The sequence below is a fragment of the Porticoccus sp. W117 genome, assembly GCF_030341905.1.
Lineage (GTDB): Bacteria > Pseudomonadota > Gammaproteobacteria > Pseudomonadales > Porticoccaceae > SCSIO-12696.
Window position 1 is genome coordinate 1 of the sequence record NZ_JATAAF010000027.1, and the last position, 25,239, is coordinate 25,239.

26 protein-coding genes and 1 pseudogene are annotated in these 25,239 nt (G+C 55.1%); 12 read left to right on the forward strand and 15 right to left on the reverse strand.

The window, feature by feature from the left end; translation table 11 throughout:
* Positions 1 to 174: 174 nt before the first annotated feature.
* The 3 genes from rpsI to zapE form a co-directional block, all read right to left on the reverse strand.
* On the reverse strand, positions 175 to 567 hold the full coding sequence (gene rpsI, locus QSV34_RS13650) for a 30S ribosomal protein S9 (RefSeq protein WP_289155597.1): 393 nt from the start codon (positions 565 to 567) through the stop codon (positions 175 to 177).
* 13 nt (positions 568 to 580) lie between these two features.
* The gene (gene rplM / locus QSV34_RS13655) at positions 581 to 1,009 is read right to left on the reverse strand and encodes a 50S ribosomal protein L13 (protein ID WP_289155599.1); all 429 of its coding nucleotides are present in this window, start codon (positions 1,007 to 1,009) and stop codon (positions 581 to 583) included.
* 244 nt (positions 1,010 to 1,253) lie between these two features.
* On the reverse strand, positions 1,254 to 2,375 hold the full coding sequence (zapE, locus tag QSV34_RS13660; protein WP_289155601.1) for a cell division protein ZapE: 1,122 nt from the start codon (positions 2,373 to 2,375) through the stop codon (positions 1,254 to 1,256).
* A 121-nt stretch (positions 2,376 to 2,496) separates the two neighbouring features.
* Between zapE and QSV34_RS13665 the strand changes: the two genes are divergently transcribed.
* Together QSV34_RS13665 and QSV34_RS13670 are read left to right on the forward strand one after the other, a co-directional pair.
* On the forward strand, positions 2,497 to 3,003 hold the full coding sequence (locus tag QSV34_RS13665; RefSeq protein ID WP_289155603.1) for a Z-ring associated ZapG family protein: 507 nt from the start codon (positions 2,497 to 2,499) through the stop codon (positions 3,001 to 3,003).
* A 22-nt stretch (positions 3,004 to 3,025) separates the two neighbouring features.
* Positions 3,026 to 4,174, forward strand: a complete 1,149-nt coding sequence (locus tag QSV34_RS13670; protein ID WP_289155605.1) for a S1C family serine protease — start codon at positions 3,026 to 3,028, stop codon at positions 4,172 to 4,174.
* Here QSV34_RS13670 and cgtA read toward each other — a convergent pair.
* From cgtA to rplU, 3 genes are all read right to left on the reverse strand, one after another.
* A complete protein-coding gene (gene cgtA / locus QSV34_RS13675) occupies positions 4,171 to 5,367 on the reverse strand; it encodes an Obg family GTPase CgtA (RefSeq protein ID WP_289155607.1) in 1,197 nt (398 codons plus the stop codon). The genes QSV34_RS13670 and cgtA overlap by 4 nt on opposite strands.
* A 296-nt stretch (positions 5,368 to 5,663) precedes the next feature.
* Positions 5,664 to 5,921 carry a 50S ribosomal protein L27 gene (rpmA, locus tag QSV34_RS13680; protein ID WP_289155609.1) on the reverse strand — a complete coding sequence of 86 codons (258 nt, stop codon included), beginning with the start codon at positions 5,919 to 5,921 and terminating at the stop codon, positions 5,664 to 5,666.
* 24 nt (positions 5,922 to 5,945) lie between these two features.
* The gene (gene rplU, locus QSV34_RS13685; protein ID WP_289155611.1) at positions 5,946 to 6,260 is read right to left on the reverse strand and encodes a 50S ribosomal protein L21; all 315 of its coding nucleotides are present in this window, start codon (positions 6,258 to 6,260) and stop codon (positions 5,946 to 5,948) included.
* Positions 6,261 to 6,528: 268 nt separating this feature from the next.
* On the opposite strand from rplU, the gene QSV34_RS13690 reads away from it, so the two are divergent.
* Positions 6,529 to 7,491 carry a polyprenyl synthetase family protein gene (locus QSV34_RS13690; RefSeq protein ID WP_289155613.1) on the forward strand — a complete coding sequence of 321 codons (963 nt, stop codon included), beginning with the start codon at positions 6,529 to 6,531 and terminating at the stop codon, positions 7,489 to 7,491.
* 86 nt (positions 7,492 to 7,577) lie between these two features.
* Here the strand turns inward: QSV34_RS13690 and QSV34_RS13695 are convergent, their stop codons facing one another.
* Together QSV34_RS13695 and galU are read right to left on the reverse strand one after the other, a co-directional pair.
* Complete coding sequence (locus tag QSV34_RS13695; RefSeq protein WP_289155614.1) at positions 7,578 to 8,945, reverse strand: phosphohexomutase domain-containing protein; 1,368 nt, start codon at positions 8,943 to 8,945, stop codon at positions 7,578 to 7,580.
* The gene (gene galU, locus QSV34_RS13700) at positions 8,938 to 9,789 is read right to left on the reverse strand and encodes a UTP--glucose-1-phosphate uridylyltransferase GalU (RefSeq protein WP_289155615.1); all 852 of its coding nucleotides are present in this window, start codon (positions 9,787 to 9,789) and stop codon (positions 8,938 to 8,940) included. The genes QSV34_RS13695 and galU overlap by 8 nt, the downstream gene beginning before the upstream one ends.
* 179 nt (positions 9,790 to 9,968) lie before the next feature.
* On the opposite strand from galU, the gene fabB reads away from it, so the two are divergent.
* The gene (gene fabB / locus QSV34_RS13705) at positions 9,969 to 11,186 is read left to right on the forward strand and encodes a beta-ketoacyl-ACP synthase I (protein ID WP_289155617.1); all 1,218 of its coding nucleotides are present in this window, start codon (positions 9,969 to 9,971) and stop codon (positions 11,184 to 11,186) included.
* 85 nt (positions 11,187 to 11,271) lie between these two features.
* Here fabB and QSV34_RS13710 read toward each other — a convergent pair whose 3' ends face one another.
* The 4 genes from QSV34_RS13710 to QSV34_RS13725 form a co-directional block, all read right to left on the reverse strand.
* Positions 11,272 to 12,156 (reverse strand): spermidine synthase, encoded by an 885-nt coding sequence (locus tag QSV34_RS13710; protein WP_289155619.1) that lies wholly within the window; start codon positions 12,154 to 12,156, stop codon positions 11,272 to 11,274.
* Positions 12,153 to 12,773, reverse strand: coding sequence for a fused MFS/spermidine synthase (locus QSV34_RS13715; protein ID WP_502929025.1), 621 nt, complete (start codon positions 12,771 to 12,773; stop codon positions 12,153 to 12,155). The genes QSV34_RS13710 and QSV34_RS13715 overlap by 4 nt, the downstream gene beginning before the upstream one ends.
* A gap of 88 nt (positions 12,774 to 12,861) precedes the next feature.
* Positions 12,862 to 13,365: a single-stranded DNA-binding protein gene (gene ssb / locus QSV34_RS13720; protein WP_289155622.1), complete on the reverse strand. Its 504-nt coding sequence runs from the start codon at positions 13,363 to 13,365 to the stop codon at positions 12,862 to 12,864.
* 89 nt (positions 13,366 to 13,454) lie between these two features.
* Positions 13,455 to 14,816, reverse strand: coding sequence for an MFS transporter (locus QSV34_RS13725; RefSeq protein WP_289155623.1), 1,362 nt, complete (start codon positions 14,814 to 14,816; stop codon positions 13,455 to 13,457).
* A 284-nt stretch (positions 14,817 to 15,100) separates the two neighbouring features.
* Between QSV34_RS13725 and QSV34_RS13730 the strand changes: the two genes are divergently transcribed.
* From QSV34_RS13730 to QSV34_RS13765, 8 genes and pseudogenes are all read left to right on the forward strand, one after another.
* Positions 15,101 to 15,280, forward strand: coding sequence for a hypothetical protein (locus tag QSV34_RS13730; RefSeq protein ID WP_289155624.1), 180 nt, complete (start codon positions 15,101 to 15,103; stop codon positions 15,278 to 15,280).
* 37 nt (positions 15,281 to 15,317) lie between these two features.
* Positions 15,318 to 18,233, forward strand: a complete 2,916-nt coding sequence (locus tag QSV34_RS13735) for an ATP-binding protein (RefSeq protein ID WP_289155626.1) — start codon at positions 15,318 to 15,320, stop codon at positions 18,231 to 18,233.
* A gap of 97 nt (positions 18,234 to 18,330) precedes the next feature.
* Positions 18,331 to 18,693, forward strand: a pseudogene (locus tag QSV34_RS13740) (response regulator); the annotation flags it as partial.
* Between the two features lie 820 nt (positions 18,694 to 19,513).
* A complete protein-coding gene (pcnB, locus tag QSV34_RS13745) occupies positions 19,514 to 20,971 on the forward strand; it encodes a polynucleotide adenylyltransferase PcnB (protein WP_289155627.1) in 1,458 nt (485 codons plus the stop codon).
* A complete protein-coding gene (gene folK / locus QSV34_RS13750; RefSeq protein ID WP_289155628.1) occupies positions 20,968 to 21,444 on the forward strand; it encodes a 2-amino-4-hydroxy-6-hydroxymethyldihydropteridine diphosphokinase in 477 nt (158 codons plus the stop codon). Before pcnB ends, folK begins: the two co-directional genes overlap by 4 nt.
* The gene (locus tag QSV34_RS13755; RefSeq protein WP_289155629.1) at positions 21,441 to 22,160 is read left to right on the forward strand and encodes a deoxynucleoside kinase; all 720 of its coding nucleotides are present in this window, start codon (positions 21,441 to 21,443) and stop codon (positions 22,158 to 22,160) included. The genes folK and QSV34_RS13755 overlap by 4 nt, the downstream gene beginning before the upstream one ends.
* A 37-nt stretch (positions 22,161 to 22,197) precedes the next feature.
* Positions 22,198 to 22,989, forward strand: coding sequence for a 3-methyl-2-oxobutanoate hydroxymethyltransferase (panB, locus tag QSV34_RS13760; protein ID WP_289155631.1), 792 nt, complete (start codon positions 22,198 to 22,200; stop codon positions 22,987 to 22,989).
* 17 nt (positions 22,990 to 23,006) lie between these two features.
* Entirely contained in the window at positions 23,007 to 23,591 is a 585-nt protein-coding gene (locus QSV34_RS13765; RefSeq protein ID WP_289155633.1) for a hypothetical protein, read from the forward strand.
* Between the two features lie 32 nt (positions 23,592 to 23,623).
* Here QSV34_RS13765 and QSV34_RS13770 read toward each other — a convergent pair whose 3' ends face one another.
* From QSV34_RS13770 to can, 3 genes are all read right to left on the reverse strand, one after another.
* On the reverse strand, positions 23,624 to 23,935 hold the full coding sequence (locus QSV34_RS13770) for a hypothetical protein (RefSeq protein WP_289155634.1): 312 nt from the start codon (positions 23,933 to 23,935) through the stop codon (positions 23,624 to 23,626).
* A gap of 109 nt (positions 23,936 to 24,044) precedes the next feature.
* Positions 24,045 to 24,536 carry a hypothetical protein gene (locus QSV34_RS13775; protein WP_289155636.1) on the reverse strand — a complete coding sequence of 164 codons (492 nt, stop codon included), beginning with the start codon at positions 24,534 to 24,536 and terminating at the stop codon, positions 24,045 to 24,047.
* A gap of 41 nt (positions 24,537 to 24,577) precedes the next feature.
* The gene (gene can / locus QSV34_RS13780; RefSeq protein WP_289155638.1) at positions 24,578 to 25,207 is read right to left on the reverse strand and encodes a carbonate dehydratase; all 630 of its coding nucleotides are present in this window, start codon (positions 25,205 to 25,207) and stop codon (positions 24,578 to 24,580) included.
* Positions 25,208 to 25,239 lie beyond the last annotated feature (32 nt).

The following is a 25,239-nucleotide window of genomic DNA, read 5'->3' on the forward strand; positions in this document are numbered from 1 at the left end:
TGGTCGGCAGGAACTAGCTCGTCAATGCTGACGAACTCCATAGTGGACTGGGTTTGGGGGCGGTCTTTTAACATGCCCCATTATAAAAAGTCCCCGCACGAGGGCGAGGACTTTGTCAGCAGTCTGAGCCCAGGCATTTGCCTGGGCTCTTCGATACTGCATCGCAGCGTGCAATTAACGCTTGGAGAACTGCGGACGCTTACGGGCTTTGTGCAGGCCGACTTTCTTACGCTCAACCTCACGGGCGTCGCGAGTCAGGAAGCCAGCGGCACGCAGTGGGCCCCGCAGGTTTTCGTCGTATTGCAGCAGAGCGCGAGACAGGCCGTGGCGAATTGCGCCAGCCTGACCGAAGCTACCACCGCCTTTGACGGTAATTTTCAGGTCGAATTGATCCACCATTTCCACTGTTTCCAGAGGCTGGCGAACGATCATACGCGCCACTTCACGGCCAAAGTACTGGTCGATGGTGCGATTGTTAATGGTGATGTTGCCGCTACCTTTGCTGATGAAAACACGAGCAGAGGAGGTTTTGCGACGACCGGTACCGTAAAATTGGTTGTCTGCCATAATCAATCGTCCGTTAGATATTCAGTTCTTGTGGCTGCTGAGCGGCGTGCGGGTGATCACTGCCAGCGTAGATCTTCAGCTTTTTGAACATCGCACGACCCAGTGGCCCTTTGGGCAGCATGCCCTTAACGGCGCTCTGCAAAGTGCGCTCAGGAGCCTTGTCGATCAGTTTTTCAAAGCTGATGGATTTCAAGCCACCGGGGTAGCCGGTGTGGCTGTGGTAAATCTTGTCTTTCGCCTTGTTGCCGGTAACGCGGATTTTTTCCACGTTGGTAACAACAATGTAGTCGCCGGTATCCACGTGCGGAGTGTACTCCGGCTTGTGTTTACCACGCAGACGAGTAGCGATCTCGGCAGCCAGGCGACCGAGAGTCTTGTCTGTGGCGTCAACCAAATACCAGTCGCGCTGCACAGATTCAGGTTTGGCACTAAAAGTTTTCATTGTTTCCTGCCTATTGGCGTTCAGCCTTTGGGGTTTGAGTTCGGGGCTCGTCCCAAAAAAGAGCGCGAATACTACCGAAGAGAGAGGGGCATTTCAACTGGTTTTGCCCTCTTTTTTATACGCGCCGGAGGTGGCGATTTGCTGCGGGCGGTGCTTTACCGGACCGTATGCGACAGGGATGTCGCATACGAGCCCACAGGGAAGTGTTTACGGCGTGTCCAGTAAAGCACCGCCCGCAGGGAATCTACGGCCTATGTGCCCTAGCCAAATACTCATGGGATTGCATTTCCAGCAACCGTGAGCGGGTACGCTGGAACACAAAATCCAGGTTGCCACCACCGTAAATATCTTCCAGTGGCACTTCTACCGACAACACCAACTTGACGTTGCGATCGTAGAATTCGTCTACCATATTGATGAAGCGGCGTGCCTGATCGTCGTTGGCACGCCCCATTTGCGGTACTTTGCCCACCAGCACAGCGTGGAACTCGCGAGCAATCTCGATATAGTCGTTCTGACTACGGGGGCCATCGCAAATGGCCAGAAAATCAAACCAGACCACATCTTCAGCGATAAAGCGGGTAGAGATATTGCGGCCTTCTACTTCTAAAAGCTGGCCTTCACAGACTTCTTCAACCGCGGGCACCAGGTCGTCAAATGCGGAGCGCAGGGCCGTTTCTGCCCCCTCATCCAGTGGCGAGTGATACAGCTCAGCGCGAGTCAGGGCACGCAAACGGTAATCCACTCCACCGTCGACATTGACCACCTCGGTATGCTCCTTCAGTAGTTTAATGGCGGGCAGGAAGCGAGCACGCTGCAGGCCGTTCTCATAGAGGCCGTCGGGAACGATATTGGAGGTGGCCACCAGCGCCACGCCGCGCTGAAAAAGCAGTTCCAGCAATGAACCGAGGATCATGGCATCGGTGATATCGGAGACAAAGAACTCATCAAAACACAACACCCTGGCTTTGGCAGCAATATTGTCAGCGACTTTTTCCAGGGGGTTTTTGACCCCATCCAGCTGCTTCAGCTCCTGGTGCACCATGCGCATAAAGCGGTGGAAGTGAGAGCGCATTTTGGCGTCAAAGGGCAGGCTCTCGTAGAAATTGTCCATCAGGTAGGTTTTGCCACGCCCCACACCGCCCCAGAAGTAGAGCCCGCGCTCCACCTGGATATCACCCCGGCGCTCGGCAACCCCGGACAGCCAGCGTGACAGCTTGCCCTTACCTTGTTCTTTGCGCCATTGCTTCACCAGGCGATCATAGAGATCCTGAAGCTTCTCTACCGCCTGCTGTTGAGCCGGGTCGTGGCTAAAGCCGCTGCGCTCAAGATCGTTCCGATAACGCTCCATCGGGGTTGGGTACATTGACTACCTCTTTTAAATAGGTAAAAAACATTGATTCATATAAGCCGATCCGACACACTCTAGGAGTCCTTACATAAAGCGCCTGAACATCCAGACGCCGGATCAACCCAGGAGAGCACCCTTGAGCACCACCCTGATCATCACCGCCCTGATTTGCCTGGTCGCAGGCGCTGCTATTGGCCTGCTGCTATCACGCCTGACCAATCCAGAGCAGCAGAAGGTGCGCGAACTGGAAGGCAAACTGCAGCAGGCAGAGAACAGCCTCAAGGGCTACCAGCAGGAAGTGACCGAGCATTTTATCCAAACCTCAGGCCTGATCAACAACCTCACTCAAAGTTACAAGGCTGTGCATGAACATATGGCCAGCAGTGCCATGCACCTGGCCAACCCGGACATCAGCCGCCAGCTGGTCAATGCCGGTACCGGCAAACTGACCGATAACCGCGACGAAGCGCTGTCAGAAACCCCTCCTGAGCCCCCTAAAGACTACGCTCCCAAAGCGCCCGGCGGCATCCTGAGTGAAGAATATGGCCTGAAGGACGATTACGGCATTGAAGCCCGCCCCGACCATCAGGTGGCCAACGACGAAGACGACAGCGAAGATGACCCCACACTGCGGGCTGTATAACGCCTGACTTACCCTGGTTTCCATGGCATCACGCATATTCCAATTTATCGGCTGGCCAGTGCTGGCCGGCATTGCCGCCGCAGCGGCCATCCTGCTGTTCACCAATTCAAATAAATGGCTGCAAAAAAACGAATCTGACAGCTGGCAAGGCCCGGTTTCTTATGCCGAGGCAGTGCGTCGCGCCGCACCCTCGGTGGTCAACATATACAGCCGCCGCCAAGTGCCCAACCGCCCCTGGAACCCCATTCTCGACGACCCTGTTTTGGGTCAATTTATCAACGCCAGAACCCCACGCACCCGAGAGGCTATTGGCCTTGGGTCGGGCGTCATTTTTAGCCGGGACGGCCACATCCTCACCAACCTGCACGTAGTATCCGGCGCCGACCAAATCAACATACAACTGCAGGACGGCCGCACCTCCGTGGCAGAAGTTGTGGGAATCGACAAGGCCACCGACCTGGCAGTACTCAAGGTAGACCTGGACCAGCTCACCCCCATTGAGGCTGTGAACTCCATGGAGGCAGAAGTGGGCCAGGTGGTACTGGCCATCGGCAATCCCCACGGTGTTGGCCAGACGGTGACCCAGGGGATAATTAGCGCTCTTGGCCAAAAACAGTTTGGCAGCGGGCGCTATCGCCAGTACCGGGAAAGCATACAAACTGACGCCACTATTCACCCCGGCAATTCCGGCGGCGCCCTGGTGGACGCTTACGGACGGCTGCTGGGCATCAACAATGCCACCCTGAATCGCACCGATCGCAGCGGCAAACGCACCGACAGCTACGGCATCAGCTTTGCTATCCCGGCCAATGATGCGCTTAAGGTACTTAAAGACATTCGCGAGTACGGCTACGTTAGGCGGGGCTATATTGGTGATGTGTCGGTGGAATCGCTCAACGAACGTCAAATGGGGTTACTGGGTTTTGAATACCAGTCGGGGCTAATGGTAACCGCAATTGGCAACGGCGGGCCCGCCAGCAGTGCAGGGCTACTAGCGGGGGATATTATCATTGGCATCAATGGTCAGCGACGCACTGACCAGGCCTACATCTCCCAATTGATGTTTGATCTGGCCCCTGGGGAAGTAATGAAATTTGAGGTCGTGCGCGGCGGCAAGGAGCTGGCTCTGGATATTGTGGCCACTACCGAGCCCTCTATACCTCAGAGTTAATCACGGGTATAGACCACTTCAACGTCGTAGTCGTCATCATCCCAATCATCGTCATCATCTTCCGAGCTGGAACCACGGCGGCGCGCCTCGCGCAATTCTTCAATACGCTCACGGGCTTCCTGCTGCATCTGCTCGCGACGCTGGGATTCCTGCTGGGCCAGTTCCGGGTTGGCCTCCTCCGCTTGCCAGCATTCCTGCAGATAATCCATGATTTCAGTGCACAGGTCGCCGGTACCCTGCTTGGAAATCGCGGCAATGGAAAACACCGGCCCCTGCCAATCCAACGCCTCCACCAACTCTTTGCAACGCTGCTCGCGATCAGCTTCCGGCAGCAAATCCACCTTGTTGAGCACCAGCCAACAATCTCGTTGCGCCAGGGTCGGGCTGAAATTTTCCAGCTCTTGATCAATAGTGGCGACATTTTCCTCAGGAGTGGTGCCGTCGTAAGGCATCATATCCACCACATGCAGCAACAAACGGGTGCGGGTAAGGTGCTTCAGAAAACGAATACCCAAACCCGCCCCCTCTGAGGCGCCACCGATCAAACCCGGCACATCCGCCACCACAAAACTACGATGGCCATCCATACCCACCACCCCCAGATTGGGCACCAGAGTGGTAAAAGGGTAATTGGCCACTTTCGGCCGCGCGGCAGACACCGCACGAATAAAGCTGGATTTACCGGCGTTGGGCAAGCCCAGCAAACCTACGTCGGCCAGCACCTTCAACTCCAATTTGAGATTGCGCACCTCACCTTCTTTACCAGGCGTGGTTTGTCGCGGCGCGCGATTGGTGCTGGATTTAAAACGGGCATTACCAATGCCGTGCCAGCCGCCCTGAGCTACCATCAAACGCTGGCCGGGTTCAGTCAGGTCACCCAGAGTTTCCTCGGTATCCACATCAATGGCCGTCGTACCCACCGGTACTTTTAATACCAAGTCATCGCCTTTGCGGCCGGTGCAATTGCCACCACTGCCCTGCTTGCCACTCTCGGCGTTGTAGCTGCGGGTGTAGCGGTAATCCACCAGGGTATTGAGGTTTTCGTCGGCTTCCAGGTAGATGGAGCCACCGTCGCCACCATCGCCGCCATCCGGGCCACCGCGGGGGATAAATTTTTCCCGGCGAAAACTCATGCAGCCGTTGCCGCCCTTACCCGCCTGAACCCGAATGGGTGCTTCATCGACAAATTTCATGTTGCTTTAACCAACTTATTTCTCAAAACGAGGTAATACTCGGTGGTCGCACGTCTGACGTCGCACGACGCACGCTAAAAGCGCCATTCTGTGTAGGTCGGGCTTTAACCCGACAACGGCAGCCATCTGAAGCACCGAGGGTGTCGGCCTGAAGGCCGACCTACAGGGTGCTTGGTTTTAGCGTGCGACATCAGACGTGCAGCCTACCAATCATCAAGCTCATACGGAAAGCATAATGCAACGGCACAAAAAAAGCCCCGCGAGGGGGCTTTTTTAAGTAGAGATGCAGGCCTTAATCAGGCAGTAACAATCTCTACGTATTTGCGGTTCTTGTCACCACGAGTGGTGAACTGCACCTTGCCCTCAGCTTTGGCGAACAGGGTGTGGTCGCGACCCATACCAACGTTGTCACCAGCGTGGAACTTGGTACCGCGCTGACGCACGATAATGCTGCCCGCAGAAATGGTTTCGCCGCCGAAGCGCTTGACGCCGAGGCGTTTACTTTCTGAATCCCGTCCGTTCCGGGTACTACCACCAGCTTTCTTGTGAGCCATGATCCAGTCTCCTAAAAACTTATATTAACCAGCATTAATGCCAGTGATTTTCACCTCAGTGAACCACTGACGGTGGCCCATCTGCTTGCGGTGGTGCTTGCGGCGCTTGAACTTGATGATGCTCACCTTGTCGCCACGACCGTGAGCCAGAACCTCTGCACTCACTTTAGCACCGTCTACCACAGGGGCGCCGATGTTGATGTTTTCGCCGTCGGCAACCATCAGAACTTCGTCGAAATCGATGGATTCACCAGTGGCCACTTCCAGCTTTTCCAGGCGAAGGGTTTCACCTTCCTGGACGCGATGCTGCTTACCACCGCTTGCAATAACTGCGTACATAAACTGCTCCAAATTTGCTGCATTTGGGCCAACTTAATGCACGCTCTTGGTTATTACCTATGTGTAAGGTAAGCAAGAAAGTCGTCTTAAAAGCCGAGCCCCAGATTCGAGGGCGGCAATTGTACGGAAATCGCCCATGGGCCGCAAGGCCAAATTTGCGCTTATTTTACCCGCTGGTTACACCCTTTCCACACCCTTGACACCTCAAATAACCGCACCTAGGATTCCAGCCCCACTCACTCCTATATATTAAGGAAGCCACTGGCCCATGCTGCCCTTCCACCGCGCCGTAGAAAGCGACTTTCTGGCGGTTAACGATCTGATCATCAATCAACTGCACTCAGACGTGGGTCTGGTGGAAAACATCGGCCAGTACATTGTGGATGCTGGCGGCAAGCGCCTGCGCCCCTTGCTTGTATTGCTTGCAGCCAATGCCTGCGGTTATCAGGGCAAACGCCATGTGGAACTGGCGGCGATTATTGAATTTATCCACACAGCTACTCTGCTGCACGATGATGTGGTGGATACGTCCGACATGCGCCGCGGTCGCGCTACAGCCAACGCCCGCTGGGGCAACGCCCCCAGCGTGCTGGTGGGGGATTTCTTGTACTCCCGAGCCTTTCAGATGCTGGTGGCTATTGGTGATATGGAGATTATGTCCATCCTGGCAGATACCACCAACCTGATTTCCGAGGGAGAGGTGCAACAGCTGATCAACGCCGGCAACCCGGACATCAGCGAGGCAGATTACTTTGAAGTCATCCGCAAAAAAACCGCCCAACTGTTTGAAGCCGCCGCCCAAGCCGGAGCGGTGCTAGCCACTGAAAATTCACAACAGCGCGAAGCCATGAAGCTCTACGGCCGCCACCTGGGCTTGGCCTTTCAATTAGTAGACGATGCGCTGGACTACCAGGGCAACGCGGAGGAACTGGGTAAAAACGTCGGCGACGACCTGGCGGAAGGTAAACCCACCCTCCCCCTGCTGGCCGCCATGCGTCTGGGCAACGACCAACAGGCCGCCACCATTCGCGAAGCCATTAAAGAAGCGCAATTGGACAAACTGGAACAGGTTGTGGAGATTGTTAAACAGACTGGTGCGTTGGACTACACCATGGAGAAGGCGCAGCAGCAGGTGGACACCGCCAAGCAACAGTTGTCACAACTGCCGGATTCACCCTTACTCAAGACTCTGGAAGAGCTGGTGAATTTTTCTATCGCTAGAACTTACTGACAGTTTCGGGGTGGGGGGGGGGGGTGTGGGGGGGGCGCCCCCCCCCCCCCCCCCCCCCCCCCCCCCCCCCCCCCCCCACCCCGAAACTATTTCCGAATCACCGCCAACAACTCCGCCGTTTTCTCCCGCATCAATTCAGGATTCCCTCGACTCTCAACATTGAGCCTTACCACCGGCTCGGTGTTTGACATACGCACATTGAAACGCCATTCGCCCATATCCAGGCTCAAACCGTCGGTGCGATCTTCCGCTTTTGCCTGGGAACCATAGCGCTCAGTAAGTTCTGCCAATACGGCTTCGGTGTTCTGGATGCGGCTGTTGATTTCACCACTGCACGGATAGGCTTTTTGGCACTCGGCCACCAGCTGCGACAGTGTCTTGCCACTTTGACTGACAATTTCCGCTACCAGCAGCCAGGGGATCATACCGCTGTCGCAATAAGCAAAATCCCGGAAGTAGTGGTGGGCGCTCATCTCGCCGCCGTAAATGGCGTCATGATCGCGCATGCATTGTTTGATAAAGGCGTGGCCGGTTTTGGTGAGTACCGGGGTGCCACCCAGGCGATTGGCCACGTCGATGGTATTCCAGGTAAGGCGAGGGTCATGAACAATAGAACCGCTGCCGTGTTTATTTAGAAAGCTCTCAGCGAGCAAACCGACCAGGTAGTAACCCTCAACAAAATCGCCGTTTTCATCAAAAAAGAAGCAACGATCGAAATCGCCGTCCCAGGCAATACCTAAATCCGCACCTTGCTGGCGAACCTGGTCGGCGGTAGCAGCGCGGTTTTCTTCCAGTAATGGATTAGGCACACCGTTGGGAAAGTTGCCGTCCGGCTGATGGTGTACCTTGATAAATTCAAACGGCAGATGCGGTTCCAGCAAGTCCACCACCGAACCGGCACCACCATTGCCCGCATTGACCACCAGCTTCAGGGGCTTCAGCTGGCTGTGATCCACGTAGCCTCGCAGGTGTTCAATATAGGCGGTTTTATCCTGATCGTGTGCCAAGGTGCCCAAAACATCGGTATCGGCAAACTGGTTTTGCTCAGCCAGGGCTTTGATATCCAGCAAGCCGTTATCCCCGGAGATCGGCTTGGATTGCTCACGCACAAACTTCATGCCGTTGTAATCCATGGGGTTGTGGCTGGCGGTCACCACAATACCGCCATCAAAGTTGCCATAAGACGTAGCGAAGTAGATTTCCTCCGTGCCGCACTGGCCGATATGGGTGACGTTGACGCCCCCTTCCCGCAAACCCTGAATCAGGGCATTGCACAATTCCGGGCTGGTCAGGCGGATATCGTGTCCCACCACCATCCGTTTGGCATCCAAAAATTGCGCAGTGGCACGACCGATGCGGTAAGCAACGTCGGTATTCAGCTCATCGGGCACACGGCCGCGCACATCATAGGCTTTAAAACAATTGATCGCTTGTTGCTCCATCACCTCAGACATGAGTCACCTGGTCGTTATCCTTGCAGTAAAAATTCTCGTAGACGTAATTGGTGGCCTGCACATAGCCATCCACACTGCCGCAATCGAAGCGTTTGCCTTTAAATTTGTACGCCAGCACATCGCCGCGGCGAGCCTGTTCCAGCAGGGCGTCGGTAATCTGGATTTCCCCCCCTTTGCCCGGCTTGGTGTAACGCAGGATATTGAATATGTCCGGGGTCAGCACATAGCGGCCAATAATGGCCATATTGCTGGGCGCGTCTTCTTTGGCGGGTTTTTCCACCATGTCATTGACCTGGTAAAGACCCGGCTCGATTTCTTCACCGGCAATCACACCAAATTTAGAGACATCCTCGTCGGGCACCTCTTCAATCGCCACCACACTCTTGCCGGTGCGGCGGTAAATCTCCACCAATTGAGCCATCACCCCTTTGCCGCCCTCACCAATACAGAAGTCATCCGCAAGAATCACTCCACAGGGTTCGTAGCCAATCAGACGCTCACCGGTGAGAATGGCGTGCCCCAAGCCTTTCATTTCCCGCTGGCGGGTAAACGAGAAGCTGCCGTTTTCAATCACGTGGCGAATACTTTGCAGGTATTCCTCTTTGGAGGTGCCGGATATCTGATGCTCCAGCTCGTAGTTAGTATCGAAGTGATCTTCAATAGCGCGCTTGCCGCGGCCGGTAACAAAACCGATTTCGTGAAGCCCCGCATCCATGGCCTCCTCAACCCCGTACTGCACCAGGGGGCGATTGACGATAGGCAGCATTTCCTTGGGCATGGACTTGGTCGCGGGCAGGAAGCGGGTTCCGTAACCCGCAACCGGGAATAGGCATTTTCTTATCATGGTTATTTCCTTGCTGGTTCCACAGAGCAACGTGTAAAAGCCGTATTATGAGGCCATCAAGGGGTTGTGCACAGCCCGAATAGCCTCTACGGGCTACGACTGGTCGGTTAACAAGCGCAGGGGCATCAAGTACAATGCGCAAACACTTATCCACTACTTCCCGGGCATTGAGGTAACGTATGAAACGCGCTGTCATTACCGGCATGGGCATCGTCTCCCCGTTGGGCAACGATCTCGAATCCGTCACCAACTCTCTGCGAGACGGCACGTCTGGCATTCACTACAAAGAAGAATACAAAGAGCTGGGGCTGCGCAGTCATGTGGCCGGGCGCGTCGATATCGACCTGAATGAACACATCGACCGCAAGAGCATGCGCTTTATGGGCAAGCCCGCTGGTTACGGCTATGTGGCCATGCAGCAAGCCATTGAAAACTCCGGCCTCAGTGAAGACCAGGTATCCAACCCGCGCACCGGCATTATTATGGCGTCCGGTGGATTTTCCGGTGACAAGTTTATTGAGGCGGTGGACACCATGCGCACCAAAGGCGTCAAGCGCATGGGCCCGTACCGGGTAACCCAGATTATGGGCAACACCGTGTCAGCCTGTCTGGCGACACCGTTCAAAATCAAAGGGGTTAATTACTCCATCACCTCTGCCTGTGCCACCAGCGCGCACTGCATCGGCGCAGCGGTTGAGCAGATTCAACTGGGCAAACAGGATGTAATTTTTGCCGGCGGAGGCGAAGAAGAACACTGGTCCATGGCCGCCATGTTCGACGCCATGGGCGCATTGACCACCAAATACAACGACAATCCGCAAAAAGCCTCCCGCGCCTACGACGCGGATCGCGACGGTTTCACCATCTCCTGCGGCGGTGGCTGCGTGGTGGTGGAAGAGCTGGAGCACGCCCTGGCGCGGGGCGCCAACATCATCGCCGAAATCGTTGGCTACGGCGCCACCTCCGACGGCTACGACATGGTAGCTCCCTCCGGTGAAGGCGCGGTTCGTTGCATGCAGCAGGCTCTGGAAGCCGTTGACTGCGAAGTGGATTACATCAACACCCACGGCACCAGCACGCCGGTTGGCGATACTCAGGAGCTTCAGGCCATCAGCGAAGCCTTTGGTGATAACGTGCCGAAAATCAGCTCCACCAAATCTCTTACCGGCCACGCCCTGGGCGCTGCTGGTGTTCACGAAGCGATCTATTCACTGCTGATGCTGCAGAACGACTTTATCTGCGCCTCTGCCAATATCGACAACCTGGACGAAAAAGCCGCCCACCTGCCGGTGGTGTGCGAGCGTATCGACAATGCGGGTATCAACACCGTAATGTCCAATAGCTTTGGCTTTGGCGGCACCAATGCGGCGTTGGTGATGCAACGATATAAGGCGTAAGACAGCAGAACCTAAAATCTCAGGTTTTACTTCACAAAAAAATCCGCTCTAGTAGCGGATTTTTTGTGTCTCTCATTTCTCTTTTTCATCGTTCATTCAACACATTCACTGGCGAATACTGATCTGTCAGCACCTTAGCCGATCGTTTCCATTTTGGAGTTCGGTCGAGGCCATTGAGCAGCTTGCGGCTTTCCACGGCAAAGCGCGTTAGCTGTGGCGCTAATTCCAGCATATTGCGATGCATTTCGGTGCGCTTGGGCAGCGGCTTGTTGGAAGCCAGAATTATGCGGTTGCCACTGTCCCGCTGGGACACCGTATAAAACTCACCAAAGGCTTTTTGATAGGTGGCCGCTTCGTGATTGACCAGTTCGCTGCGGCTGAAGGTGTTAGCCACCAATACGCCATCCGGCGTCATAATTTTTTTCACTTCCTGAAAAAATTCCAGGGTCATCAAATGACCGGGAATGTAGTCGCCGTTAAAAGCGTCGAGAACAACGAAATCGTATTGCTCTTTTTTCAGACCGGCCCGTTTTACAAAAACCCGGGCGTCCTGAACCACCACTCGGTTGTCGTCCGCCTCCTGAAAATAAAAATAACGTTTGGCCACTGCCACTACCGCCGGATCGATCTCCACTGAAGTGATATCCACTTGTGGATACAAATCCCGCAACGCTCTGGGCAACACCCCACCGCCAAGACCAATCACCAGTATGCGCTTGGGCTGCGGTTTTAAAAACAGCCCCGCCATGGCCATACGGGTATAGCTTAGGGCGAGAACATCCGGGCGCTGGAGGTAGACACAGGATTGATTGCTCTTGCGGTCGCCGCGAGCGCGAAAAATCAGGCAGCGCAGGCCGTCATTTTCTTCAATATACAAATCCCGGTAGAGAGATTTTTCCCGGTGAATAATTTCTGCATTGGCACTGGTGGCCAACAAAAGTACCAGCAACAGCCAACAATGATTTTTCACGATGCAACCTCGGTGGCACCGGCATCACTGCCACCTTTTATTAACAAAGCCAGCACTCCCAGCATCAGTAGCAAGCCGGTACAGCAATAAATAATCTGATCGATTTCAAACCACACCACCAGATAGAACGAGGTCATAATGGTGCCCGCAGCACTGCCCAGTGTAGACACAAAGTACAAAAAACCCGCCGCCTTGCCGCTGCTCTCACGGCTTTCCACCAGCAGGCGCACACCGTAGGGAGCAGCAACCCCCATAATGATGGAAGGCACAAAAAACAGCAGCATGGATGCCAACAGCGCCCCACCGCGGGGGTCTTCGACGCGCACAAACACCCAATCCATGGCCCACTGGTCAAACGCGACAATGTGCAGCAGTGACAAGCCCGCTACCAGAAACAACAGGCCAAACTTGCGAAAACTTGGCGCGCGCATAGACCATTGGCCACCGATCAAATAACCCAGTGACAGCGCCAGCATATACACGGTAATAATGCTGCCCCAGACAAAAATACTGGAACCAAAATTGGGTGCCAGAATGCGCCCGCCCAGCAGTTCGCTGGACATAATGGCAAAGCCCATGGTGAAAGACATCAGCAGTAACAATGCGGTTCGCAACACCCTCTCCTCAACGTTCTTTTTCAGTCACAAAAAAGGCTCCGTGTGGAGCCTTTGGAAATCACTTTCCGCTTTACTTAAAAGCTAACCGTTAAAACGGAATGTCATCATCGAAATTATCAAAATCGTTGCCACCTTGCTGCTGGGGCTGCTGATTTTGTTGTTGGTTTTGCTGCTGGCCCTGGTTCTGATTTTGGGGTGGGCGCTGGGGAGCTGACTGCTGAGGCGCATAACCTCCCTGATCCATTCCCTGGCCGCCACGGCTATCCAGCATTTGCATATCGCTGGCAACAATTTCGGTGGTGTAACGATCCTGGCCGTCCTGCCCCTGCCACTTGCGAGTGCGCAAGGAACCCTCGACGTAGACTTTACTGCCTTTTTTCAAATATTCACCGGCGATTTCGCCAAGGCGGTTAAAAAATACCACCCGGTGCCACTCAGTGCGCTCTTGGGGCTGACCGGTTTGCTTGTCTTTCCAGGTTTCTGAGGTAGCCACGCTGACATTGGTTACTGCCCCACCGGAAGGCATATAGCGGGTTTCCGGATCCTGACCGAGGTTGCCGACCAAAATCACTTTATTGATACCGCGAGCCATAAATTTCTCTCCTGTTGTTCTTAAAATACGGGAGCATTCCCATCGCCCCCGGCCAATTGTGCAAGCCGCCTATGGTACCGGGAAAAGTGTTACTCCGAAAGGTAAGGCCTCAACAACCCCCAATCTACTTCTTTTCGATCCACTTTGGCGTAAGCGGTTTTCTCGTGGGCAACCAGCACCACCTCCTCAACGCCGGGCAGCGCTTCCAACTCATGGGCATAACCATCGTGATCACAGTATTTGAGCACCACCCCCGACAGGGCGCGGGGCGCCTCCATGGGGAACACCACCAAAAGCCACAACAGCGTCATTAGCGCCAACACCGCAAACAACCCTGCCACTCCATACAAGGGCAATAACCAGCCTCCCAGCACGCCCCCCACAAAAGCACCGAGGAACTGGCTAGTGGAGTAAACGCCCATGGCAGTGCCACGAGTGCCAGCCGGGGCGGTCTTGCTCACCAGCGATGGTAAACTGGCCTCCAACAGGTTGAAGGCGACAAAAAACAGGAATAACAAACCCAGCGCCACTGCGGCGCCACGTTCAAAGCCCAGTGAAAAGCCGCCAAGACTCAGTGCCGCCAGGGCGATAGCCGCAAGAAACACTGGTTTCATATGGCCACCGCGCTCGGCGGCGATAATAGCGGGAATCATGGCAAAGAATGAGCCCCCCAGCAGCAGCAGGTAAACCCACCAGTGGCTCTCCACGGGTATTTGCAGGCTGTCGGTGAGCACTGTCGGAATCGCTACAAAACCCGCCATCAGCAACAGGTGCAGGGTAAAAATCCCCAAGTCGAGGCGCAGCAGCCTCACGTCTTTCAACACCCCGGAAATCATCGCCGGTACTGCTTGCGTTTCTCTATTGACGGCACCCATTTGTGGCGCTGGCAAACGCCACTGAGCCCATAAAACACCCAACACGCCTAAAAATGCAGTTACCCAAAATACCGCCTCCACACCGCCAAACTGGGTGCTGATCCACGGCCCCAGAATCATCGCCAGCAAGAAGGCAAAGCCGATGCTGCCACCGATACTCGCCATGGCCTTGGTGCGGTTCTGTTCTCTGGTCACATCTGCCACCAGAGCCATCAGAGTACTGGCAATGGCGCCGGCACCCTGCAATGCACGGCCAGCGATCAGGCCATAAATACTTTCAGCCTCGGCCGCCAGTACGCTGCCACCAACAAACAACAACAGGCCGCCAACAATAATCGGTTTGCGACCCAGGCGATCGGAAGCCAATCCCAAAGGAATTTGCAGTAGTGCCTGGGTGAGTCCGTACACCCCCAGGGCAAACCCCAGCAACAGTGGCGTCGCTGCCTGATAGTCCTCCACATACAGGGCCAGCACCGGCAACACCATAAACAGGCCCAACATACGCAGCCCGTAGAGGCCAGCAATGGAGGCTACCGCCTGACGTTCCGAAGGAGAAAATTGATCGTTATTGTGCAAAAGAGGCTCGTTACAACGAATGTCAAAGGCGCGCAGTTTATCAAAGTGAATGCCGCAACGTCCTCTACCTATGAAACCTTTTCCATATGAGGCAGTAAACAAGGAGCTAAGATGGGTAGTGGGCAGGGCTTTTCCGAACCGTATGCGACAGGGAAGTCGCATCCGAGCTTACATGGACGTATGCACAGCGTGTTCGGAAAAGCCCTGCCCGCTGCGCATCGCCACCTCACCATAATCAGGCGATCTGCTGTCCCCGTTCCCACCTCCTCTGTTACCATCTCGCTATGCTCAACTACCGAATTGTCGCCCTGCTGATTCTGCTGACCAGCGTGATTTCGCCGCTGGCGTTCCAGTGGTTTACTCACCCGGACGGTAGCTGGCTGCGCCCCTACGTGGCCTGGTTGCTGTTGATCGTTTCTTCAGCGCTGGTGTACCGACGGCGCCGTCGTAGAGGGCAGGTGTAGAAGTGATAAAGGCAGCCAAGCCAGTGGTAACCACTAAATGCTGACCGCCGCACTCAGTTTGCTGCTATTTGCCGCCCTGCTGTTTGGCGCAGCACTGGTGGGCCGTCGCCGCCAGTTCGGCAGCACCACCCAGGCACTTGTCACCCTGGGAAGCCTTGGCGCATTGAGCTATTTTGGCCTGCCGGAAATGGCTGGCCGCTACGGGCTGGAAGCCCTGTTCGGGCTGATGGCCTTCACTCTGGTTTTCCTGCTTGGCCCACTGGTGATGCGCCCGGTGCACTGGGCCGCACAAACCCGACGGCTGCCCACACTGGCAGACCTGTTCAGCTACCGTTATCGCAGTACTTCCATCGGCCCCCTGGTTACCTCCGCCCTGGCGCTGAGCTGCCTGCCGCTGCTGGCGGGTCAATTGCAATTGGCTGGAGACACGCTGCAGCTGATTTCCAACAATCACTTGGGGGCCACCAGCGGCAAGCTGTTTTTCGCCCTGTTGTTATTGCTGTTGCTGTTTTTCTTTGGTCAGCGCCGGGTGCATAGCGACCGTTTGATGACCACCCTGGCGTTGGGCTCGGTGGTCACTCTGGCCGCCACCCTGGCGGTCGCCCTGTGGGCCTGCTGGCACTACTTTGGCAGCCTGCAGGGTATGCAGCAATGGGCAAACAGCCAGGGGTTGGCCCGCAGCATTCATCGTTCGGGCAACAGCTACCCACTGATTAGCTTGTTCCTGTTAGCCAGCCTTACCCTGCCCCACCTGTACCACCAGCAGTCCTGGCTGCCTTCCAGCAAAAGCCGGGAACTCACCGGCTGGCTGTTCCCGCTGCTGTTACTGATCGCCACCCTCACCATGGTGCCACTGTTGTGGTCCGGCGTGGTGGCACAACTGCCGGTTGCCCTGCAGCTGTTTTTACCGGCGCTGGCGCAGAGCAGCCAGTCAACGCCGCTGCTGATTTTGGCAACCGTGGGCGGCCTGTTTGCCTGTAGCACGGTAACCGTGGTCACTGCCAAAGCGCTGGTGGCTATGGCCAGCAGCTACCTGTTTCCCGTGCTGGTGAATGGCAGCAGCGACAACCTCTACCAGAAGCTGGTGCAAAGGCGTCGCCAGCTGGCCGCCAGCTGGATCGGTCTCGGCCTGATCACCAGCCAATTTGCCAATACTCACAGCATCAGCACACTCACTATTATTTCTTTGGTGGGCGTAGTGCAGCTGGCACCGGGGCTGCTGTCCGCACTCTACGTGCCCATCCTTAACCGTCGGGGAGTCGTTGCCGGCCTGGCTGTGGGTATGACCTTGTGGGTACTGGGGTTGCTGGTGCCACTGTTCACCGGCAGCTGGCAATGGCAGCTAGGTATCGGTAACCCGTGGCAGTTTGGTTACTCCAGCTGGGGCAGCTGGTTGCTGATTTCCCTGGCGGCCAATTTTACTGTCAGCCTGTTGGTCACCAGGCGCACCCGATCAGACGATGCCGAATCGTACTACGCCCGCGCCAGCATGATCGAAAAGGTCTCGGCGCCACAGCGTATCGCCCCGCAACACTGCCACCTGCCGACCGTGCGCCAGCGACTCAGTGAACAACTAGGCTCAGTTACTGCGCAACAGGAGCTGCAGCGCTTGGGGGTATACAAACAGTTCGCCGAAGACGACAGCAACTTGAGACCTTTCGAATGGCGCCAGCTGCGCAGCGAACTGAACGCCAACCTCTACCCTATGATCGGGGTAATACGCGGCGACGAGGTCATCAACCAAGTATTGCCGTTAGTAGACAACGGCGATTTCAATATGGGTGACTTGCGCACTCTGGAATCGTTGCTGGCGGAGCGACAACAGCCCCTATACGGCCTGGCAGCAGAGCTCAATAAGCTGCGCATTCACCACCAGAACATGCTGCACGAACTGCCCTTGGGCGCCTGCTCCTTGGACCGGGACGACGAGGTAGTACTGTGGAACAAAGCCCTGGAAAAGATCACCGGCATTCCCTCAGCAACCGCCACCGGCAGCCATCTCAGCTCCCTGCCACAACCCTGGCAGGAAGTATTGCAACGCGCCGCCAGCAGCAACAGCACCCACAAGTTTGCCATTGAAGTGGAAGATGGCAGCCGCAAAGTACGCTTTAATCTGCACAAAACCCTGCTGAGCACTTCTCATCAAAGCAATCCCCATCAAAACAAGCACGACACCCAATTTGCTGAGCAGGTAATTTTGCTGGAAGACATCAGCGACGTTATTCAGATTACCCAGGAAATCGCCCACACCGAGCGGCTAGCATCTGTAGGGCGGCTGGCCGCCGGAGTAGCCCACGAAATCGGCAACCCGGTTACTGGCATCGCCTGCCTGGCGCAAGACATCATCAGCGACGCCAACCATGACGATCAGCGACAGTCAGCGGAAACCATACTTACGCAGGTGGAGCGCATCTCAAAAATCGTTCGCTCGCTGGTGGAATTTTCCCGCTCTGGGCACGAAAGCGACATCGAGTTAATTGAAGTTGACCTGGAACACCCCCTGCAGCAAGCCGTTGAGCTGCTGGCATTGAACAAAGAGCACTCGCAGTCAGCAGTGGAGTTGAGTATTGATGAACCCCTGCAAGTCAGGGGCGATCCCCACCAGTTGACTCAGATATTTCTCAACCTGCTGACCAATGCACGGGATGCCAATGCAGACAGCGATGGCTCTCCTATTGAAGTCACCGTAAAACGTTACGGCACCTGGGCACAGGTAGATATTACCGACAGCGGCAGCGGTATTGAGCAGGACAAAATCGACAAAGTGCTGGAACCATTTTTTACCACCAAACCGGTTGGTGAAGGTACTGGCCTGGGATTGTCGCTGGTGTACAGCATGCTGCGCAGCTACGGCGGCGAACTCAGCCTGCACAGCCCGGTAGCCAATGGCCGCGGCACCCGGGCTACCGTTACACTGCCACTGAGCAAAGAGTCGAGAAATTCTTCGCAATAACAAACTCTCTGACAACCCTCCCACACTCAGTCACACGCACCGGTTGCTATTTGCCCCCCAGCCGGGTAAAAATAGCGCAACTCAGCCAAGGTCCTCTATGTCATCTATGTCTGCCAAGTCATCCATACTGGTTGTCGAAGACGAAGAGATTATCCGCACATCCCTGTGCAAGCTGCTCAGCCGCGAAGGCTATGAGGTGCGCGACGCCCGCCATGTGGACGACGCCCTCAAGCAATACCGCCTCAACGACTTTTCCATGATCATCAGCGACCTGCGCCTGCCCGGTGTCAATGGCACAGAACTGATTCAGTTAGCGGGGGACGTTCCCGTATTGATCATGACCAGCTACGCCAGCCTGCGCTCGGCGGTAGATACCATGCGTATGGGAGCGGTGGACTACATCGCCAAACCCTACGACCACGGTGAAATGATTACGGCGGTAAAGCGCATTCTCGAAAAATGCGACAAGCCTGCGGCCAATGACAGCAACCCACCAGCGACGGATAGCAAGCCAGCAGAACCTCACGAAGAACTGTCCCTGGAAGATTACTTCACCCGTTTTGTAATGGAACATCAGGACAGCATGAGCGAAACCGAGCTGGCGAAAAAACTGGGGATCAGCCGCAAATGCCTGTGGCAACGGCGCCAAAAGTTGGGAATTGCCAGGGGGAGCTAAAGAAGATTCGGTTTTTTGTCGCTAACAGGTAACAATTTGTGACACAACAGTAACAACTTCGTCATATTATTAGCGCCACAAAAACGGCAAAAACCCTAACTTATTGATTTAAAAGAATTTAAAAAGTTGGCACAGAACCTGCTGTATTGATGGAGCGCTTGGCGCAACTGACTTAGTACCGAACATAATAACAACGATAAACATAATAATAATGGCATTGGATGGATTGCTAAAACTGTGGGGTAGGCCCCAATTACTATGAAGCGGTTATACGCTTGTTGAAGGGAGTTCCGAAAGGGACTCCCTTTTTTACGCCTGTTTTTTTGTTTTGTCCGATGTGGCAACCCGACACTGGTATGCCTTTTCCAGACACGCTGTAAATACATCCTTGTAAGCTCGGATGCGACATCCATGTCGCATACGGTCTGGTAAAGACATACCAGTGCCGAGTTTTCATATCTAACTACTGACGCATTTCCTGGAAATCTCCACCGCAGGTTCAGCGCCATTTGGCTGTGTTCTTTCCAGACCTTTGGCCGCAGGGATAGCGGCCAAGGAGCGCACAGGGAAGTGTTTACAGCGTGTCTGGAAAGAACACAGCCAAATGGAGCACGGCACGCAGGTAATACCGCTTACCAACCAGTATTTAAGCGATGTTTATGGTAAAGTGCCTCGCTTTACGCAACCCCATCCCAAAAACCCCGGTATGCTCAACTGGCTCAAAAACAAACTTCCAAAGTCGGGCAGCGCCCGGGATAACGCCCCCCACACCTTATCCGCTAAACAGCACCCCATATCTCCGAGGGGTATCAGCAAAGCTGCTCGAGACGTGGTGGACACCCTCAGCGATGCCGGTTACCAGGCTTATGTAGTGGGTGGCTGCGTGCGCGACCTGCTGCTGAAAACCCAGCCAAAAGACTTTGACGTCGCCACTGACGCCACTCCGGAAGAAGTCAAAAATCTGTTCCGCCGCGCCCGCATTGTCGGCCGCCGCTTCCAGATAGTACATGTGCGCTTTGGCCGCGAAGTGATCGAAGTAACCACCTTCCGCGCCCACCACCAGGGCAACGGCAAAAAGCCTCCCCACTCCAGGCAGGCACAACAATCGGAGCAGGGTATGTTGCTGCGCGACAACGTGTTCGGCGATATTGACCAGGACGCCGCCCGCCGCGACTTTACCGTTAACGCCTTCTACTACCAGCCCGGCAACAACACCATTTACGACTACGCCAACGGCCTCAGGGATTTGCAAAAACGCACCTTGCGGATGATTGGCGACCCGGAACAGCGCTACCGGGAAGATCCAGTACGCATGCTGCGGGCAGCTCGTTTCGCCGCCAAACTGGGTTTTGAAATCGAGCCCAAAACCGCCCAGCCCATTAACAAACTGGCAAAACTGCTGCGGGATATCGCCCCAGCCCGACTGTTTGACGAGGTTGTCAAACTGTTGATGTCCGGCAACGGCCTGGCCACCTTTCGGCTGCTGCGGGAACAACAACTGTTTGCCGAACTGTTCCCCGCCACTGACGCCCTGCTGGACGAAGGCAACACACTGGAGTTCATCGAACAGGCACTGATTAACACCGACCAGCGCATTCGCAGCGGTAAGCGGGTGACACCCGCATTCCTATATGCCGCCATCTTGTGGCCAGTGGTGGTCAAGCACAGCCAGCGCTTCCTCGACAACGGCGAATCACCCGCCTACGCCTGGCAACACGGCGGCAACCTGGCCATCGAACAACAAATTCCCCGCATCGCTATTCCGCGCCGTTTCACCACCCCCATGCGGGAAATCTGGAGCCTGCAACAACGGCTGCCACGGCGCGCCGGCAAACAGGCAGAGCGCCTGGTGGAACACCCGCGCTTTCGCGCCGGTTACGACTTTGTGCTGCTGCGGGAACAGGCCGGGGAAGACCTGCAAGGGCTCGGCCAATGGTGGACGCTCTATCAGGAAGCTGATGAGCACAAGCGCCAGGAAATGTGCGCCAAACTGCACAACGGCAAACGCCCCGGCGGTCGACGACGCCGCAAACGCGGGCCACGGCGTAAGCCTGCACCGTGACCATCGCCTACATTGCCCTGGGCAGCAACCTGGCAGAGCCACTGCAACAAGTCAGCCAAGGGCTCGACGCCATTGCCAATCTTTCACAGTGCCAGCTGTTGGATCATTCACCCTGGTACCGCAGCGCACCAGTAGGCCCCCGCGGGCAACCAGACTATATCAACGGCGTGTGCGCTATCGAGACTACGCTGCAACCACTGCCATTGCTGCACCAGCTGCAAAACATTGAAAATCAGCAGGGCCGGGTACGCAGTCAACGCTGGGGGGCGCGCACTCTGGACCTGGATATTTTGCTCTACGGCGACCTCACACTGAACACCCCGGAACTGCAGCTGCCGCACCCACGTATGGCTGAGCGCAACTTCGTATTGCTGCCCCTGGCAGACATTGCCGCCGACCTGGTCATGCCGGACAACCGCCCACTGACACAACTGTTGGCAAACTGCCCAAGCGGAGGTATCGTGCGGCTATGAACCAACCGCAGTCAGCCACCTTGCAGCCAGGCAGTTTTGCTGAGTTATTGCTCAACGAGAGTACCGAAGCGCCTGTCACTCTGCCCTCCTATATCGCCGTGGAAGGCCCCATCGGCGTGGGCAAAACCTCGTTGGCAAAACGCCTTGCCGGGCAGTTTGATTACGACACCTTATTGGAACAGCCGGAACTCAACCCCTTTCTGGAACGCTTCTATCAAGATCCTCAGGCCGCGGCCCTGCCCACCCAGCTGCATTTTCTGTTTCAGCGCGCTAAACAGCTGGAAGAGCTACGTCAGGGGGACATGTTCCAACACATGTGGGTAGCGGATTTTGTGATTGAAAAAGACCCGCTGTTCGCCCAGGTGACTCTGGACGACGACGAATTGCGCATCTACCAGCAGGTATATAAACAGCTGACCATCGATGCGCCCAAGCCGGATCTGGTGGTGTACTTGCAAGCTCCCACCGAAGTGCTCTTGGATCGCATAGAGAATCGCGGCATCGAATCAGAACAACAAATCGACCCTGACTATCTGGCCCGGCTGAACGATGCCTACACTCAATTTTTCTACTACTACGACCAATCGCCGCTGCTGATCGTCAATGCCGCCGACATCAACCCGGTGGATAACCAGGGCGACTTCGACAACCTGGTGAGTCACCTCAGCCGCATCAAGTCCGGTCGCCACTATTTTAATCCACAGGCCAGCCTGTAAGCATTCGCTGCACAGTCTGCCAAACCCGAACATACCCATGAAAAAAGTCACCATCCAAACCCTGCAGCAACACAAAGCCAACGGTGAGAAATTCCCGGTACTCACCTGCTACGACGCCACCTTTGCCCGATTGATGGAACAGGTAGAGATCGACGTCATGCTGGTGGGCGACTCCCTGGGTAATGTAATCCAGGGCCAGGGCAGCACCGTACCGGTTACGATGGACGAAATGGCCTACCACACCGCCGCCGTCGCCCGGGGCAACAGCAAATCGTTGCTGATGGTGGACATGCCCTTTATGAGCTACGCCACCGAAGAACAAGCCCTGGCAAACGCCGCCGAGCTGATGCAGGCGGGAGCGCATATGGTAAAACTGGAAGGCGGCGCCTGGCTGGAAGAAACCGTATTGATGCTCAGCGAGCGCGGCATTCCCGTGTGTGCACATCTGGGACTGACGCCGCAATCGGTAAACAAACTCAGCGGCTACAAAGTGCAGGGCCGCGATCAGGATGGTGCAGAGCAGATGCTGGCTGACGCCCATATCCTGCAAGAAGCGGGGGCAGATTTACTGGTGGTGGAGTGCATCCCCAGCGAGTTGGGCAAGCAGCTGTCGCAATCCCTGGAAATGCCGGTCATCGGTATCGGCGCCGGGCCAGACACAGACGCTCAAGTTTTGGTACTGCACGATATGCTGGGCATTTCAGCCCGACTGCCGAAGTTTTCCCACAACTTTTTGGCAGACACAGATTCCATTGAAGCAGCCATTGCTGCCTACAAAACCGCCGTAGAAAACGGCAATTTTCCGGCGGCGGAACACGGTTTCAAGTGAGTATTTCGAACAATTATATGAAAGGACGTTTCATGCTGTATCGCATCACTTTGCTGGCTCTTTTCTGTATCTCCCTCAACGCCTGCACTACCCGCCAGATCGGCACGACCTATGGAGGTTCCACCGAACAACGCCTGATTACTCACAGCATTGAAAAACTGATGGCGCAATTACCTGTTAGTGAATTTGCCAGCTTCCGTCAGCGTACTGTCCTGTTGAATAGCCATTTCATACAGCGCAACGATCTACTGGATTACGCCGATCAAATGTTACGCATGGAGCTGGTTCGTCGTTTCGAGGTGGTGGTCACAGACGATGCTGAACAAGCGGATTATCAACTGGACTTTTTCTTTACTTCGCTGGGCACAGATACAGACAGTTACGGGCTATCGATCCCCATTATTAACGTCAGCAATGCCGCAGAGAGTGCCCGTCTGGATGTGCTGGCCGTGGACATGTATCACGGGATATCTGAATGCCTCTACTATGTGCGTGACCTGAAAGAAGGCACATTGAAAAAGCATGGAAAATTACTGGCGCGCATTCGCACTGACGAAGTTTCTACACCAATTATTAATTTTCCGATTTCCAATATTGACTAGAGATTACTCTCAAAAAAGAAACAGTTACCTGCTCATTCAATTTCTTCAACAAACGGTTCGCCCGTCACTTGCAGGGTAATTTCTTTTTTGTAGGTGGTGATCACAATGGTGTCTTTTTGTGGCTGCTCGATGCTGACCACATCATCCATGGTTTCATCATCCGGCTTGGCTTGCAGGTTTTTCTCCCGGTAGCTGAGCACTTCCGGGAATACCAGTCGCAAGTCTGGTTCGCCGCAATCCGGGTCGTCCATGCACTCGATAAACACCATGCGCACGTCGATGTCGTACACCAGATTAAATATATAGGGGGCGCAGTCGCCCAGCAGTTTTCCGGTAAGGCTCATTTATTGTTCCTGCATTTCTCTATCACTGTCATCCTGAGCGCAGCGAAGGATCTCAGTGCCTTACTGACTACGAGATCCTTCGCTGCACTCAGGATGACACACCTATTTTTTATTTTTCTTCCGGGCAGTCGGTGTTATAGGGGCGCGACAGCTGGAACACCGTATTGTCCTGCTTGGGCAAATCCCAGTATTCGGTAAAATTGCTATCCGCACTGCTGTCGTCCACCATTTTGTAGGGAGCGATCAGGCGCCAGCCAATCAGGTCGAGGCGCGGCTCAAGAATGCGGCGACCGTATTCAATGCGGTAGTAGTAATAGGCTTCCAACTCGTAAACATTACCGGCCACCGCGTGCGACCACTCCGGGTCGTCGGGCGTACGCACACCTTCAGGGGTGTAAAACTCAAACCCGTATTGAATATCTTCCCCAGTAGCCGCCGGCAGAGTTGCCTCAATCAGTTTGATATGAGCACCAGCGGGGCCACAGCTGTTGTCCAGGTATTCAGCACGGAATACCGATGGCAATTCACTGCGCTTCGGCGGCGGCTCTTCACAGCCCGCCAGGAACATCAGACAAACACAGAGTAAACACAGTTTGTTCATGGTATTGCCTCCTGGTCTAAAATTATTTTTTCAGGCTTCTCTTACTCAACCAAACGATACACCTGTTCCACCTGTTCGGCGCTGTTAATGCTGACACCGAGATCATTCAGCAGACCGTCGGACAAACCGTAAATCCAGCCGTGAACGGTGAGCTCATGACCGTTGCGCCAAGCCCGTTGTACAACCGGTAGCTGGCTGACGTTTTCCACCTGCTGGCAAACGTTGAGTTCACACAGGCGGTCAATACGTGCATCACCCTGCAACTGTTCCAGTTCTTCAGCGTGATTCTGGTACACCTGCTTGATCCCGGAAAGCCAGCTGTCGATTAGCCCCAATTCTTTCCCTTCTGTAGAGGCTTTGACGCCACCACAGCCGTAGTGGCCACAGACGATAATGTGTTTCACTTTGAGCGCTTCCACAGCGTACTGAATCACCGACAAGGCATTGGGGTCAGTGCCGTACACCAGATTCGCCACATTGCGGTGCACAAACAACTCACCGGGCTGCATGCCGACAATTTCATTGGCAGGTACACGGCTGTCGGCACAGCCCACCCACAAGTATTCCGGGGTTTGCTGTTTGCTCAGGCGGGTAAAAAATTCCGCGTCTTGTTCCACCAGAGAACGCGACCATTCGCGGTTGTTATTCAACAGGTCGTGCAGTGTCATCATGCAAAACTCCTGATCGTTTATCGGCAGGTTAC

What these genes read in the sequence shown, in the direction of transcription:
- zapE (WP_289155601.1), bottom strand. Translation starts at nt 2,375, where the DNA reads ATGTACCCAACCCCGATGGAGCGTTATCGGAACGATCTTGAGCGCAGC.
- QSV34_RS13765 (WP_289155633.1), top strand. Translation starts at nt 23,007, where the DNA reads ATGAAAGGACGTTTCATGCTGTATCGCATCACTTTGCTGGCTCTTTTC.
- QSV34_RS13770 (WP_289155634.1), bottom strand. Translation starts at nt 23,935, where the DNA reads ATGAGCCTTACCGGAAAACTGCTGGGCGACTGCGCCCCCTATATATTT.
- rpmA (WP_289155609.1), bottom strand. Translation starts at nt 5,921, where the DNA reads ATGGCTCACAAGAAAGCTGGTGGTAGTACCCGGAACGGACGGGATTCA.
- QSV34_RS13695 (WP_289155614.1), bottom strand. Translation starts at nt 8,945, where the DNA reads ATGTCTGAGGTGATGGAGCAACAAGCGATCAATTGTTTTAAAGCCTAT.
- QSV34_RS13690 (WP_289155613.1), top strand. Translation starts at nt 6,529, where the DNA reads ATGCTGCCCTTCCACCGCGCCGTAGAAAGCGACTTTCTGGCGGTTAAC.
- fabB (WP_289155617.1), top strand. Translation starts at nt 9,969, where the DNA reads ATGAAACGCGCTGTCATTACCGGCATGGGCATCGTCTCCCCGTTGGGC.
- can (WP_289155638.1), bottom strand. Translation starts at nt 25,207, where the DNA reads ATGATGACACTGCACGACCTGTTGAATAACAACCGCGAATGGTCGCGT.
- QSV34_RS13670 (WP_289155605.1), top strand. Translation starts at nt 3,026, where the DNA reads ATGGCATCACGCATATTCCAATTTATCGGCTGGCCAGTGCTGGCCGGC.
- QSV34_RS13735 (WP_289155626.1), top strand. Translation starts at nt 15,318, where the DNA reads ATGCTGACCGCCGCACTCAGTTTGCTGCTATTTGCCGCCCTGCTGTTT.
- rplM (WP_289155599.1), bottom strand. Translation starts at nt 1,009, where the DNA reads ATGAAAACTTTTAGTGCCAAACCTGAATCTGTGCAGCGCGACTGGTAT.
- ssb (WP_289155622.1), bottom strand. Translation starts at nt 13,365, where the DNA reads ATGGCTCGCGGTATCAATAAAGTGATTTTGGTCGGCAACCTCGGTCAG.
- rpsI (WP_289155597.1), bottom strand. Translation starts at nt 567, where the DNA reads ATGGCAGACAACCAATTTTACGGTACCGGTCGTCGCAAAACCTCCTCT.
- cgtA (WP_289155607.1), bottom strand. Translation starts at nt 5,367, where the DNA reads ATGAAATTTGTCGATGAAGCACCCATTCGGGTTCAGGCGGGTAAGGGC.
- QSV34_RS13730 (WP_289155624.1), top strand. Translation starts at nt 15,101, where the DNA reads ATGCTCAACTACCGAATTGTCGCCCTGCTGATTCTGCTGACCAGCGTG.
- pcnB (WP_289155627.1), top strand. Translation starts at nt 19,514, where the DNA reads ATGGAGCACGGCACGCAGGTAATACCGCTTACCAACCAGTATTTAAGC.
- QSV34_RS13775 (WP_289155636.1), bottom strand. Translation starts at nt 24,536, where the DNA reads ATGAACAAACTGTGTTTACTCTGTGTTTGTCTGATGTTCCTGGCGGGC.
- panB (WP_289155631.1), top strand. Translation starts at nt 22,198, where the DNA reads ATGAAAAAAGTCACCATCCAAACCCTGCAGCAACACAAAGCCAACGGT.
- galU (WP_289155615.1), bottom strand. Translation starts at nt 9,789, where the DNA reads ATGATAAGAAAATGCCTATTCCCGGTTGCGGGTTACGGAACCCGCTTC.
- rplU (WP_289155611.1), bottom strand. Translation starts at nt 6,260, where the DNA reads ATGTACGCAGTTATTGCAAGCGGTGGTAAGCAGCATCGCGTCCAGGAA.
- QSV34_RS13755 (WP_289155629.1), top strand. Translation starts at nt 21,441, where the DNA reads ATGAACCAACCGCAGTCAGCCACCTTGCAGCCAGGCAGTTTTGCTGAG.